Here is a 13,733-nt window from a genome sequence, read left to right as displayed (position 1 = left end):
TCATGAAAAAGAATTTAACAAATAAATATATTAAAGCTATAGCAGGAGTTGGTTTTGTAGGTATTTTAGCCATCACTCCATCTTGCAAAAAAAGCTTTTTAGATGTTCCTGCACAAGCACAACAGGCAAGTCAGATATTCTGGCAAACCTCAGATGATGCGACTAAAGGAGTTAATGCTATATATGCCGGACTTAGGGCATGGGGAAATACCGCTTTCCCTGCAATTGCAATTGAAAGTACCGGAGCAGATGAGGCTGAAAAAGGTAGCAGTCCAACTGATGCCACATTTTTTAACAGTTATGATACTTTTACGGTAGACGCTTCTGATGGTCAACTATCTGGTTTTTGGAGTGCTCAATATCAAAATATCAATTACTGTAACCAAGTATTGGATAATGTGCCAAAAATAAATATGGATGCCAGCTTGAAAGCAAGATATTTAGGAGAGGCAAAATTTATACGTGCATTATCTTACTTTCGTCTTGTTAGGGCTTTTGGAGATGTTCCGTTAAGATTAACAGTTCCAAAAGAAACCAATCAGTACAACATCCCAAGATCACCTAAAGCTACGGTATACGCGCAAATTGAGGCTGATTTAAATGATGCAGCCAGTGTTTTACCTCAAAGTTATGGTGCTGCCGATTTAGGTCGCGCTACCAAAGGAGCTGCATTGGGTTTACATGCGAAAGTTGCCATGTATCAGAAAAAATGGACCGACGTATTATCGTTAACCAATTCTGTAATGACAATGGGTTACTCTTTACTGCCTAATTTTGAACAGGTTTTTAGAATTGCAAATGAAAACGGGCCTGAATCTATTTTTGAAATTCAGTGCGCATTAGTAGTTGGAAATCCTGGGGCTTCAAACTCTCAGTACTCGCAAGTGCAAGGGGTTAGGGGAAGTAAAGGAGGAGGTTGGGGCTTTAATGTGCCAACGGCAGCACTTGCCGCAGCCTTTGATATTACAGACCCTAGAAGGGATGCAACCATTATTTTTAGGGGAGAAACTACCCCAGAGGGTGATGTTATTCCAACAGATGGAGATAATCCGATGTATAACCAAAAATCATATGTGCCATTTAGTTTGTTTCAAGATGGTTACAACGAAGGTTGTCAACAAAATTTCCGCGTAATGCGCTATTCTGATGTATTATTAATGAATGCTGAAGCTGCCAATGAATTAGGAAATCCAACACAAGCCATCAGTTCCTTAGAAATTGTTAGAGCAAGAGCCAGACAAGGTAATCCTGCAATTTTACCTAAAATCACATCAACCGATCAAAGTACATTGCGCAATGCCATCTGGAATGAAAGACGCGTAGAGCTAGCAATGGAATACGACCGTTATTTTGATGTAATTAGACAAGGACGTGGGGCCGCTGTTTTTGGTGTAAAAGGTTGGAAAGCAAACAAAAATGAAATTTGGCCAATTCCTCAAACAGAAATTGATTTAAGCGGTGGCTTATTAACCCAAAATCCAGGATACTAATTTTTAATTAACATACTTAATGGGGTTATCCAAAGCGAGAATTAATATTTGAGAATTGGCGATAGGAAAAATCCCTCCATTAGGTACCCGAATAAAAAAGGGGCTGTTCGAAAAGGTCGAACAGCCCTATTATTTCACTTTTCTCATGCTTAAAAACTGGATTCTTTATTTAGCAATTATCGCAACGCTTTTCTCATGTAAAAAAGGCACTGAAAATCCTATTCAAGAAACCGGTACCACTCTACCAACTTATGCTTTTGCCGATTTAAAAGTAAACGGCACTTACAATGGCTTTACCTATTATGGACTAAACAACACGCCTATTGTTAAAATTACGTTCTCTTCGCCTATCAATCTATCTTCTGTTGGCGAAAATATTACCTTTACAGATGCCTCTGGAAATCCGGCTGCATTTACCTCCAAATTAGAAAACAACGACAATACCGTTGTAATTAGCCCTTCGGCTTTGCAACCTATTACAAAATATATCTTAAATATTAATACAGGCCTATTATCAAAAGCAGGAAACAAACTGCAATCGGCCATTGTGGTAAATCTGATTACTGCTATAGATGATGCTGATAAATTTGCCCGTATCGGTGATGATGAACTATTAACCTTAGTTCAAAAAGAAACATTTAAATACTTCTGGGATTTCGGTCATCCTACAAGTGGTCTGGCAAGAGAAAGAAATACATCAGGTAATATTGTTACCTCAGGAGGCTCGGGCTTTGGCATTATGGCTATGATAACTGGTGTTAATCGTAATTTTATCAGCAGAGCCGACGGATTAACCCGGATGCAAAAAATAGTAGCTTTTTTAAAAACAGCCGATCGTTTTCATGGTGCTTACCCACACTGGTTGGATGGAAATACCGGAAAAGTAATCCCCTTCAGTACAAAAGACAATGGCGGCGACCTGGTTGAAACTTCCTTTTTAATGGCAGGTTTAATTACTGCCAGGCAATATTTTAATGGAACCGATGCTGCAGAAACAGCATTAAGAGCCGATATTAATGCAATTTACAGTGGCGTAGAGTGGAATTGGTACAGAAAGGACAATAGCAATACACTATATTGGCATTGGAGCCCAAATTATAATTGGGATATGAATCTGCCGATTAAAGGGTGGAACGAATGCCTCATAACTTATGTTATGGCTGCTGCTTCCCCTACTTTCTCTATTCCAAAAACCGTTTATGATAATGGTTGGGCACAAAATGGAGCAATGAAAAATGGTAATACTTATTATGGTGTACAGCTTCCTTTGGGTACAGCTAACGGCGGCCCTTTATTTTTTTCACATTATTCTTTCTTAGGTATTAATCCAACAGGTTTAAGTGATACCTATGCCAATTACGAAACGCAGACCAAAGCGCATACTTTAATTAATTATAACTACTGCAAAGCTAATCCACTTAATAACTATGGCTATAGCGAGAGCTGCTGGGGCTTAACCGCAAGCGATATTCCAAACGGATATACCGCTAGTGCACCAGGTAATGATGTGGGTGTAATTGCGCCTACCGCGGCCTTATCATCTTTTCCTTATACGCCAACAGAATCGATGCAGGCGCTAAAATATTTTTACTATAAATTGGGGAACAAAACCTGGGGAGAATATGGATTTTACGATGCATTTTCTTTAAAAGATCAATGGTTTGCCTCTTCTACATTAGCAATAGATCAAGGACCAATCATAGTCATGATCGAAAATTATAGAACCAAATTAATCTGGAACCTATTTATGTCAGCACCTGAAGTAAAAGCAGGCATGAAAAACCTAGGGTTTAATAGTCCTAATCTTTAATATTATAACTCACCAATGAAAATTATATTCCGCAACTTCCTTTTAGTATTATTTATCTTTTTCACATTATCATCGTGTGCACAGCGTGAAAAACAAACATATAATCCCAACCTCACTATTAAAAAAAACCTTTCCGATATCGAGCTGTTAGATCTGGTTCAAAAACAAACCTTTCAATACTTTTGGGATGGCGCCGAACCAACATCTGGCGCAGGTAGAGAACGTTTCCACGTAGATAATGTATATCCAGAAAATGATAAAAACACTGTGGCTACAGGCGCTACAGGTTTCGGTTTAATGGCCATTTTAAGCGGGATAGATAGAGGTTATGTAACCAAAAAAGATGGATTGGAAAGGTTAAATAAAATATTGGATTTCCTATCTAAAGCCGATCGTTTTCATGGCGCCTGGCCGCATTGGATAAACGGCGAAACAGGAAAAGTGCGCCCATTTGGACGAAAAGACAATGGAGGTGATTTAGTTGAAACTTCTTTCGTTGCGCAAGCTTTAATCTGCATTAACGAGTATTATAAAAATGGTACCGAACCTGAAAAAGCATTAGCAAAAAAGGCCGATGAGCTTTGGAAAGGAATTGATTTTAACTGGTACCGTAACGGACAAAATGTATTGTACTGGCATTGGTCGCCAGAGTACAGCTGGGAAATGAACTTCCCGGTAAAAGGCTATAACGAATGTTTAATTATGTACGTAATGGCAGCTTCCTCTCCTACCCATACGATACCGGCCGAGGTTTATCACCAAGGTTGGGCAAGAGGTGGTGCAATTAAGGCAAATTTCGATCTATATGGGCATCACATTCCCTTGGATTATCAAGGTGCGAAAAATTCTGTGGGTCCATTATTCTGGGCGCATTACTCATATTTAGGTTTAAATCCCAAAGGATTAAAAGACCGTTATGCCGATTATTGGCAGAACAATGTTAATCAAACTTTGGCCATACACGATTATTGCGTGGCCAATCCAAAAAAATTTAAAGGTTATGGAGAAAATAACTGGGGCTTAACCGCAAGTTATTCAGTAAAGGGTTATGCCGCTCATAGCCTTCAGGAAGATTTTGGCGTAATTTCCCCTACTGCTGCCATATCATCTATCCCATATACGCCAAAAGAATCGATGAAAGTAATCAGACACCTTTATGAAAATTTAGGCACAAAAGTATGGGGCAAGTATGGCTTTTATGATGCTTTTTCAGAAACCGATAACTGGTATCCAAAAAGATATTTGGGGATCGACCAAGGACCTATGGTAGTTATGATCGAGAATTACCGATCGGGATTGCTTTGGAAATTATTTATGAATAATGTTGATGTAAAACAAGGTTTAACCAAACTTGGGTTTGAAAGTCCGACGTTGAAGAAATAAATCGATAATTAAAATTCCAGCATATCAAAATGAAGCATATTCTATTCATCATATTAATCAGCCTAACTATTGGATTGCAGGCGCAGCAAAAAACCTATTGCAACCCGATTAATGTGGATTATGGATATACCCCTTTCGAATCTTTTACCGAATGGGGCAAACACCGCGCTACAGCCGATCCGGTAATCGTAAATTATAAAGGCGATTTTTACCTTTTCAGCACCAACCAATGGGGTTACTGGCATAGCGCCGATATGCTGAACTGGAAATTCCACGAAAGAAAATTTCTCCGTCCATGGAACAAAACCAAAGACGAACTCTGTGCACCGGGCGTTGGCATTATTGGCGATACCATGGTGGTTTTTGGTAGCACTTACACTAAAAACTTCACCTTATGGGGAAGTACCGACCCCAAAGGCAATAAATGGTTTCCATTGGTCGATTCACTAGAAATAGGTGGATGGGATCCTGCATTTTTTACCGACGATGATGGCAAATTTTACATGTATAATGGAAGCAGCAACAACTATCCGATGTATGGTGTAGAATTAGACCGCAAAACTTTTCAACCGAAAGGTACCCGTACACCAATGTACCTGCTCCAAAGCTGGAGGTATGGCTGGCAGCGTTTTGGTGAATATATGGACGATACTTTCCTTGATCCTTTTGCCGAAGGTGCCTGGATGACCAAGCATAATGGCAAATATTACTTTCAATACGGCGCACCGGGAACCGAATTTAGTGGCTATTCTGATGGCGTAGTAGTTGGGACCAAGCCTTTGTTTTACGATACGCCTACAATTCCCCAATCGGACCCTTTGAGTTATAAAGGCGGAGGATTTTCACGTGGTGCTGGTCATGGGGCAACCTTCCAGGATAATAGCAAAAATTACTGGCACATCTCTACCAGCATTATCTGTGTAAAAAACACCTGGGAGCGCAGAATGGGCATTTGGCCAACTGGTTTTGATAAAGACGACGTGATGTGGACCAATACGGCTTTTGGCGATTACCCGCTTTATTTGCCATCAGAAAGAAAAGAGGACGGTCCGGCAGGCCCAGGCTGGATGCTCATCAATTATAAAAAGCCTGTAACCGTTTCGTCTACTTTAGGAGGCTTTAATGCCAACAACGCCGTTGATGAAAGTATAAAAACCTACTGGAGTGCCAAAACCGCCAATAATGGCGAGTGGATCCAGACCGATTTGGGCAGTTTGGTAACCGTAAACGCCATACAGATCAATTATGCCGATCAGGATGCTGAATTTTTAGGAAAACAGATCGGAATTTATCACCAATATAAAATCCTTTCCTCAATAGATGGGAAAAAATGGACAACCCTTGTTGATAAAAGTCAGAACAAAACCGATGTTCCGCATGACTATATCGAACTTCAAAAACCTGTAAAAACCAGGTTCATCAAAATGGTGAATATACACATGCCTACAGGGAAATTTGCCATTAGCGGTTTACGCGTTTTTGGAAATGGCAATGGTGAAAAACCCACGAAAGTTAAAAATCTGATCGTATTAAGGACTGAAAAAGACAAACGCAGCGCCTACATTAAATGGGAGCCTGTTGATAATGCCTTTGCCTACAACCTTTATTACGGTACTGCACCAGATAAACTGTACAACTGCATTATGATCCACGATTTTAACGAATACTGGTTTAAAGCAATGGACAGCCAAAAAGCATATTATTTTGCTATAGAAGCAATAAATGAGAATGGTGTATCAGCAAAAACCGAAGTAAAGAAAGTTGATTAATAAAGAATAAAACACACATATAATGAATAGAGCGAATATCCTGGTTGTTTTTTTAACCCTGTTTGTGCTGAACGGATCGGCACAAACCAAAAAGACAGAAGAAGCGAAGATGAACACCTTCATCAGCAACTTGATGGCGAAAATGACCGTTGACGAAAAAATTGGCCAGCTGAACCTGCCTAGTTCTGGCGATATCACCACCGGACAGGCCAACAGCAGTGACATTTCTAAAAAAATAAAAGAAGGACAGGTTGGTGGTTTATTCAACATCAAAGGTGTAGATAAGATCAAAGCTGTTCAAAAAATAGCGGTAGAAAACAGTCGCATGAAAATTCCTTTGCTTTTCGGAATGGACGTTATACATGGCTACAATACCGTTTTCCCGATTCCTTTGGGTATAAGCTGTATCTGGGATATGGCAACTGTACAAAAATCGGCCCGTGTAGCAGCCATAGAAGCCAGTGCGAGCGGTATTAACTGGACCTTTTCTCCTATGGTTGATATTTCGAGAGATCCACGCTGGGGACGTATCTCAGAAGGCAGTGGAGAAGATGCTTATTTAGGCTCGCAGATTGCTGCCGCCATGGTAAAAGGTTATCAGGGTAAACTTCAGGCTAATAATGAGATTTTAGCCTGTGTAAAGCACTATGCACTTTATGGTGCTGCCGAAGCTGGTAGAGATTACAATACCACCGATATGAGCAAAGTACGCATGTACAACGAATATTTCCCACCTTATAAAGCAGCTATTGATGCAGGGGCAGCCAGCATAATGGCATCTTTTAACGAAGTTGATGGCATTCCTGCAACGGGGAACAAATGGTTAATGACAGATGTTTTACGCAATCAATGGGGTTTTAAAGGCTTTGTGGTAACCGATTATACGGGTATTCCCGAAATGATTGCACATGGTATGGGCGATTTACAGACCGTTTCAGCACTTGCCTTAAATGCAGGTATTGATATGGACATGGTTGGTGAAGGCTTTTTAGGAACGCTAAAAAAATCATTAGCTGAGAAAAAAGTAGGAATCGCTCAGATCGATAGAGCATGCAGATTGGTACTTCAGGCAAAATACAAACTCGGTTTATTTACAGATCCTTATAAATTCTGTAACGCAGAAAGAGCAGAAAAAGAGGTTTTTAGTCCGGCTAATCGCCAAGTGGCGCGTGAAATTGCTGGCGAAAGCTTTGTATTGTTAAAAAACAATAACAATATCCTTCCGTTAAAAAAATCAGGCACCATTGGTTTAATTGGTCCATTAGCCGATAATACCGCAAATATGTATGGTACCTGGAGTGTCGCTGCCCTTTTTGATCAATCGGTAACCGTGCTTCAAGGTTTAAAAAATGCTTTGGGCAATAATGCCAAAATATTAACTGCACGTGGTGCCAACTTCCTGTCCGATTCTACCATGGAGCACAGATATGTAAATATCCATAACCCTACTTACAAACGCGATCCACGTACAGAAGCCGAAATGATCAAAGAAGCTTTAGAAGTAGCGAAAAAATCGGATGTAATTGTGGCTACTATTGGCGAAGGCTCCGAATTTACAGGTGAAAGTAGCAGTGTTACGGATATACAGATACCGGAAACACAGAAAAATTTATTAAAAGCTTTGGCCAAAACTGGTAAACCAGTAGTATTGGTGCTCTTTACAGGCCGCCCATTGGCATTGAATTGGGAACAAGAGAACATTCCGGCTATTTTAAATGTATGGTTTCCAGGCAGCGAAGCAGGAAATGCCATTGCCGATGTCCTTTTTGGCGATGTGAATCCTTCAGGCAAATTAAGTGCAACCTTTCCTCAAAATGTTGGTCAGGTGCCATTGTATTATGCACATAAAAATACCGGTCGTCCATTGGCTGAAGGCAAATGGTTCGAAAAATTCCGTTCTAACTATTTAGACGTAAGCAACGATCCATTATATCCATTCGGCTTTGGTTTAAGCTATACCTCATTTAATTACAGTGATGTTAAACTGAGCGCAAATACATTAACCAAAGGGAAATCGATCACTGCATCGGTTACATTAAGCAATACAGGCAAATATGAGGGTAAAGAGGTTATTCAATTATATATTCAAGACCTTGTGGGTAGCATTACCCGCCCGGTAAAGGAGCTAAAGGGTTTTCAAAAAATTAATTTAAAAGCTGGAGAAAGTAAAACCGTTATTTTCAATATTTCCGAAAACGACCTGAAATTTTACAATTCTGATCTAAAATTTGTTGCAGAACCCGGCGATTTCAAAGTATTTATTGGTACAAATTCACGCGATGTAAAAGAAGCATCTTTTACGTTAAGATAAAGACAATTTGGTTTGTTTATAAACCCTGAGCTATTGTAAAGTAGCCAGGGTTTTCTATTTTTGTTGAATGAAACCGTTATGATTTATTAAATAAAAATAACTATTCATAACAGTTTCATTACCATTAAAAATAAATCGAGCTTAAGCACTCATTAATCCTGCTGAAAACAACACGTAACCAATTAATAATTAAACAGATGAAAAAGATTATTTTAACTACCTGCATTCTTTTTTCTGTACTCTTTTTAAACGCTCAAGACTTAAAAAAATACGACAAGGGAAGTTATATCAAAGGAAAAGACTCTATTTATTATAGAATCCTGTTTCCAGAGAATTTTAATCCCGACCAAAAATATCCACTCGTAATTTTTCTGCATGGTGTTGGAGAAAGGGGTATCGATAATGGCAATCAATTATTGCACGGAGGAAAACTGTTTTTAAAGAACGATGTGCGTAAAAATTTCCCTGCTATTGTGGTTTTCCCTCAGTGCCCACCTAACGATTTTTGGGCAAATGCCAATTTTGAGAAAGATGCCAAAGGTAAAAGGAAAATCACTTTTGTAGAAGGTGGAAAACCAACTAAAATTATGCATGCGCTACAAGGAATGGTTAGAAATTTCCTTAATAAACCTTATATAAACCAAGATCAAGTATACGTAGGCGGTTTGTCTATGGGAGCAATGGGTACTTACGAATTGTTAAGAAGGGAACGGCGTAAATTTGCCGCAGCTATTGCTATTTGTGGTGGAGATAATACCAACAACATTAAAAAATATCAAAAAATACCACTTTGGATCTTTCATGGTGCAAAAGATGATATCGTAGACCCTGCATTTTCGATTGCCATTGCCGAGCGACTAAAAACCGTTGGCGATGAAGTGAAATTCACCCTGTATCCAAATGCCAACCACAATAGCTGGGACAATGCCTTTGCCGAACCGGAGTTGTTGAGCTGGTTGTTTTCACATAAGAAATAATAGACATCAATCAAACCTCGCAGGTTTCTCGCTATCGTCACCCTTTTATTTCAGGGTCTTTCTTAGCATTGATGCTGAAACAAGTTCAGCATTGACGATGAAGTGCAAAAAAAAGGCTTGAGGAAGATCCCCAAGCCTTTTTCTATAAATATCAATTTACTATTACTCAGCCATATTATGGTAAACCGCCTGCACATCATCATCTTCCTCCAACTTATCGATCAATTTTAATACATCAGCAGCCTGCTCTTCTGTAACCTCGTGGTGAGATAAAGCAATACGCTCCAATTTAGAGCTTTTTAACTCGATGCCTTTTTCTTCTAAAGCTTTTTGCAAAGAACCAAAGTTTTCGAATGCACCCTGTGCTACCGCAATATCATTTCCTTCTTCATCAGCCTCAACATAAAGTTCTTCTAGGCCCGCATCAATTAGTTCGAACTCTAATTCTTCCAGATCTAAACCTTCTGCAGGTACGAAACGGAAAATAGATTTGCGGTTAAAAACAAAATCCAACGATCCGGTTTTTCCTAAAGTTCCATTCGTTTTATTAAAATAACTACGAACGTTTGCTACGGTACGGTTGGTATTATCAGTAGCTGTTTCAATTAAAACGGCTACGCCGTGCGGTGCATAACCTTCGTATACAATTTCTTCATAGTTAGCCAAAGATTTATCAGATGCACGTTTAATTGCTGCCTCCACCCTATCTTTTGGCATGTTTACGGCTTTCGCATTTTGCATAGCCGTACGTAAACGAGAGTTGGTTTCAGGATGAGGTCCTGATTCCTTAACCGCCATTACGATATCTTTACCAATACGCGTAAACTGAACCGCCATTTTGGCCCAACGCTTAAATTTTCTCTCTTTTCTAAATTCGAATGCTCTTCCCATTTTTTGGAGTATTGAGATATGAGATTTGAGATGTGAGACCTTAAGCCTTCAACCTTCAAACCCTCTACCTTTACATTATTTTTTTAAATTATTTAACATATCAGTCGTCAGTTTCGATAAATCGAACTCTGGTTTCCATCCCCAATCTTTTGCTGCATAGTTATCATCAATAGAACGTGGCCAGCTGTTTGCAATTTGCTGACGAGGATCGTTCGCGCTGTAAGTTAGTGTAAAATCTGGAATATGTTTTCTGATCTCGGCCGCTAAAACCTCTGGCGTAAAGCTTACCCCGGCAAAATTATAGCTGCTGCGCACTGAAATCTGATCTGCAGGGGCATCCATTAGCTCAATTGTTCCACGGATGGCATCATCCATATACATCATAGGCAATTCTGTTTCTGCATTTAAGAAACTCTGGTAACTACCTTTTTTCAACGCATCGTGGAAAATGTGGATGGCATAATCTGTTGTTCCGCCACCTGGTGCAGCTTTCCAGCTGATTAATCCCGGATACCGGATACTACGGACATCTAATCCGTATTTTTGGTTATAATATTCGCACCAACGCTCACCTGCCAGTTTACTAATTCCATAAACGGTATTCGGATCCATTACACAATATTGTGAAGTATTATCTTTTGGCGAATTCGGGCCAAATACTGCGATAGAACTTGGCCAATACACTTTTGCAGTTTTGTATTCTAAAGCTAAATCTAAAACATTCAATAAGCCATTCATATTCAAATCCCAGGCTAGCTTTGGATTTTGCTCGCCCGTAGCCGATAATAAAGCCGCTAAAAGGTAAACCTGTGTTGGTCTGTATTTATGGAAAATGCCATTGATCATTTCCTTATCAAGTACATTCACAAATTCAAACGGTGCAGAGTTTTTGATATCATAATCTGGCCTGCGTATATCGCATGCAACAACATGATCATCACCATATATTTTACGTAACATGGTTACCAACTCGGTACCAATTTGCCCGTTAGAGCCTAAAACAACAATTTTTTCTTGCATATTTTTTTTGAGATTGAGCAAAGGTAAAAAAATGAGATAAAAGGCGATAAAATATTTATACTTAGTGTATAGAATAGTGGTGAATTGTTTAAAATAGGTTAATTGAATAAACTGGTTAATGGTTAACTGCAAATTGCCAACTGAAACTTCAACATTAATTTTATACATTTACTACACGCGTACCGTATAACCAAATAACAAATGACTCTCCCTGAGCCTGAAAAATCTGAAGATTTAATTAAACGCCTAAAATTAGGCGATAAGCAGGCTTACGAAAAAATATATTTCACCTACAGTAACGAACTTTTATTGGCAGCCTACAAAAAAACAGGCGATAAGGTAATTGCTGAAGAACTGGTACAGAATATTTTTATCTCGCTTTGGGAAAAACGACAAGAAGCACAGATCAATAATCTCCAGGCTTATTTATTCGGTGCCTTGAAGTTAAGTGTAATCAACTACATTAGGAGTTTGGTGATGCAAAACAAATACATGGAGTACCAAACCCTAACCTATTCAGAAAACCATCAGGATACCGCAAATCTGGTCGATCTTCATGATCTATCTTCCATCATTGAAGAAGGTATCAACTCACTTCCTGAAAAAACACAAGAAGTTTTCAGGCTTAGCCGGTACCAACACCAATCTACTAAAGATATTTCTGCTGGTCTAAATATCTCCGAAAAGGCTGTAGAGTATCATATCACCCAATCTATTAAAAGGATAAAAGAATATATCAAAAATTTCTACATCTTTTTATAACTGAATATCAGCAATTTACAATTTATTTCGTTTTTTATCGCATCTAGCTTTAGGGGTTCGCTCCTGTTGTGTTACTTGTACAGTATAAGACCAAATATTCTTTTTTATGGACCAGAAATCATTTTACGATTTACTAAGCCGTTACGAAAACGGAAATTGTACTGAAGCTGAAAGGCTATGGGTAGATAAATGGTACCATAACTTAAATAACCAGAATTTTAAAGATTTATCATCAACTGCGCTCGAAGAAATGCGGATGAAGACCTGGTTTAACATCAATAGCATTGAGCAGAAACCAACAAACACATTAAGAGTCAAAAAGCTTTGGCCAAAATTCGCCATTGCAGCATCTATCATCATTGCATTTTTTATTGCAGGTTTATATTTAACCAGTTACAACCATGCCGAACAATCTTTCATTGATGAAAATGAAGGTTTAAGCTTAATCAGCAAAACAAACGAGAGCAACAATAGTCTGGTTATAACACTTAGTGATGAAAGTACGGTAACACTTAAACCACAGGCAAACATTATTTACCCTAAGTTTTTTGCAACTAACAAAAGAATGGTTTACCTAAAAGGAGATGCATTTTTCTCGGTAAGCAAAAATCCTAAGCGCCCGTTTTATGTATATAATCAAAAATTGGTTGTTCGGGTTTTGGGTACCAGCTTTTGGGTAAAATCGTCAACTGATAAACTTACAGCCCAGGTTGCGGTAAGAACGGGTAAAGTTCAGGTAGCCGAAAATCAGAAAAGTGCGCTGTTTACTTTCGCTAAAGAGAAATTGGCTAAACCAATTTTACTTACACCAAACCAAAAGGGCATTTTTGCTGATCACCAATTAAACAAAACATTGGTAAGCAAACCCATCCCATTGGCCGAAGCTTATAATATACCCACAAGTTTGAGCTACAATTTTAAAGAAGAAAGCGTTAAGGAAATTTTCAAGACTTTAACTGAAGCTTATGGGATAGAGATAAAATCGGATAATGAGCAGATTGCGGCCTATACTTTTACCGGAGATTTAAGCAAAAAAGGTCTATATGAGCAACTCGACCTGATCTGCGGAACCATATCAAGCAAATATTATATTCAGGGAACTAGTATTATAGTTTCCAATAAAAACTAACCAAATATATAAACATGATGAAGAAGAACCACAACACTAACAGCTCGTAAGCGCGGCTCCGCTTTCCATAATATTTTTCTAAAAACAAAGCCGACAATGTGGGGCATTGCCGGCGAGTTAAATACATCAGAAATGTATTCATGGTATTTCTATGTCCAATAAATCCAATCATTTAATGAACAATAACCAAA

General features: G+C 38.8%; 10 protein-coding genes. 8 read left to right on the top strand and 2 right to left on the bottom strand.

Going from position 1 to position 13,733, the window contains the following annotated elements; translation table 11 throughout:
- The first annotated feature begins 2 nt into the window (after window positions 1–2).
- From HDC90_RS04330 to HDC90_RS04305, 6 genes are all read left to right on the top strand, one after another.
- On the top strand, window positions 3–1,490 hold the full coding sequence (locus tag HDC90_RS04330) for a RagB/SusD family nutrient uptake outer membrane protein (RefSeq protein ID WP_184464224.1): 1,488 nt from the start codon (window positions 3–5) through the stop codon (window positions 1,488–1,490).
- A gap of 55 nt (window positions 1,491–1,545) precedes the next feature.
- Entirely contained in the window at window positions 1,546–3,300 is a 1,755-nt protein-coding gene (locus HDC90_RS04325; RefSeq protein WP_255497480.1) for a glucoamylase family protein, read from the top strand.
- 15 nt (window positions 3,301–3,315) lie between these two features.
- Window positions 3,316–4,683 (top strand): glucoamylase family protein, encoded by a 1,368-nt coding sequence (locus HDC90_RS04320; RefSeq protein ID WP_184464222.1) that lies wholly within the window; start codon window positions 3,316–3,318, stop codon window positions 4,681–4,683.
- A 29-nt stretch (window positions 4,684–4,712) separates the two neighbouring features.
- Window positions 4,713–6,452: a discoidin domain-containing protein gene (locus HDC90_RS04315; protein WP_184464220.1), complete on the top strand. Its 1,740-nt coding sequence runs from the start codon at window positions 4,713–4,715 to the stop codon at window positions 6,450–6,452.
- A gap of 22 nt (window positions 6,453–6,474) precedes the next feature.
- On the top strand, window positions 6,475–8,763 hold the full coding sequence (gene bglX, locus HDC90_RS04310; RefSeq protein WP_184464218.1) for a beta-glucosidase BglX: 2,289 nt from the start codon (window positions 6,475–6,477) through the stop codon (window positions 8,761–8,763).
- A gap of 197 nt (window positions 8,764–8,960) precedes the next feature.
- A complete protein-coding gene (locus HDC90_RS04305; protein WP_184464215.1) occupies window positions 8,961–9,740 on the top strand; it encodes a prolyl oligopeptidase family serine peptidase in 780 nt (259 codons plus the stop codon).
- 162 nt (window positions 9,741–9,902) lie between these two features.
- Here HDC90_RS04305 and HDC90_RS04300 read toward each other — a convergent pair whose 3' ends face one another.
- Together HDC90_RS04300 and HDC90_RS04295 are read right to left on the bottom strand one after the other, a co-directional pair.
- Entirely contained in the window at window positions 9,903–10,631 is a 729-nt protein-coding gene (locus HDC90_RS04300) for a YebC/PmpR family DNA-binding transcriptional regulator (RefSeq protein WP_167296749.1), read from the bottom strand.
- A gap of 75 nt (window positions 10,632–10,706) precedes the next feature.
- Window positions 10,707–11,651, bottom strand: a complete 945-nt coding sequence (locus tag HDC90_RS04295) for an NAD-dependent epimerase/dehydratase family protein (protein ID WP_167296750.1) — start codon at window positions 11,649–11,651, stop codon at window positions 10,707–10,709.
- Between the two features lie 201 nt (window positions 11,652–11,852).
- Between HDC90_RS04295 and HDC90_RS04290 the strand changes: the two genes are divergently transcribed.
- Together HDC90_RS04290 and HDC90_RS04285 are read left to right on the top strand one after the other, a co-directional pair.
- Window positions 11,853–12,413 carry a sigma-70 family RNA polymerase sigma factor gene (locus HDC90_RS04290; RefSeq protein ID WP_184464212.1) on the top strand — a complete coding sequence of 187 codons (561 nt, stop codon included), beginning with the start codon at window positions 11,853–11,855 and terminating at the stop codon, window positions 12,411–12,413.
- A 106-nt stretch (window positions 12,414–12,519) separates the two neighbouring features.
- Window positions 12,520–13,542 (top strand): FecR family protein, encoded by a 1,023-nt coding sequence (locus HDC90_RS04285; RefSeq protein ID WP_184464210.1) that lies wholly within the window; start codon window positions 12,520–12,522, stop codon window positions 13,540–13,542.
- Window positions 13,543–13,733: the final 191 nt, after the last annotated feature.

This window comes from Pedobacter sp. AK013 (genome assembly GCF_014205835.1).
GTDB lineage: Bacteria > Bacteroidota > Bacteroidia > Sphingobacteriales > Sphingobacteriaceae > Pedobacter.
The sequence above is the reverse complement of the archived record's forward strand: the minus strand, read 5'-3'. Positions and strand labels throughout refer to the sequence as shown.

Excerpts from the sequence above, each read along its gene's own strand:
- HDC90_RS04305 (WP_184464215.1), top strand. The coding sequence starts at position 8,961 with ATGAAAAAGATTATTTTAACTACCTGCATTCTTTTTTCTGTACTCTTT.
- HDC90_RS04290 (WP_184464212.1), top strand. The coding sequence starts at position 11,853 with ATGACTCTCCCTGAGCCTGAAAAATCTGAAGATTTAATTAAACGCCTA.
- HDC90_RS04300 (WP_167296749.1), bottom strand. The coding sequence starts at position 10,631 with ATGGGAAGAGCATTCGAATTTAGAAAAGAGAGAAAATTTAAGCGTTGG.
- HDC90_RS04295 (WP_167296750.1), bottom strand. The coding sequence starts at position 11,651 with ATGCAAGAAAAAATTGTTGTTTTAGGCTCTAACGGGCAAATTGGTACC.
- HDC90_RS04315 (WP_184464220.1), top strand. The coding sequence starts at position 4,713 with ATGAAGCATATTCTATTCATCATATTAATCAGCCTAACTATTGGATTG.
- HDC90_RS04320 (WP_184464222.1), top strand. The coding sequence starts at position 3,316 with ATGAAAATTATATTCCGCAACTTCCTTTTAGTATTATTTATCTTTTTC.
- HDC90_RS04330 (WP_184464224.1), top strand. The coding sequence starts at position 3 with ATGAAAAAGAATTTAACAAATAAATATATTAAAGCTATAGCAGGAGTT.
- HDC90_RS04285 (WP_184464210.1), top strand. The coding sequence starts at position 12,520 with ATGGACCAGAAATCATTTTACGATTTACTAAGCCGTTACGAAAACGGA.
- bglX (WP_184464218.1), top strand. The coding sequence starts at position 6,475 with ATGAATAGAGCGAATATCCTGGTTGTTTTTTTAACCCTGTTTGTGCTG.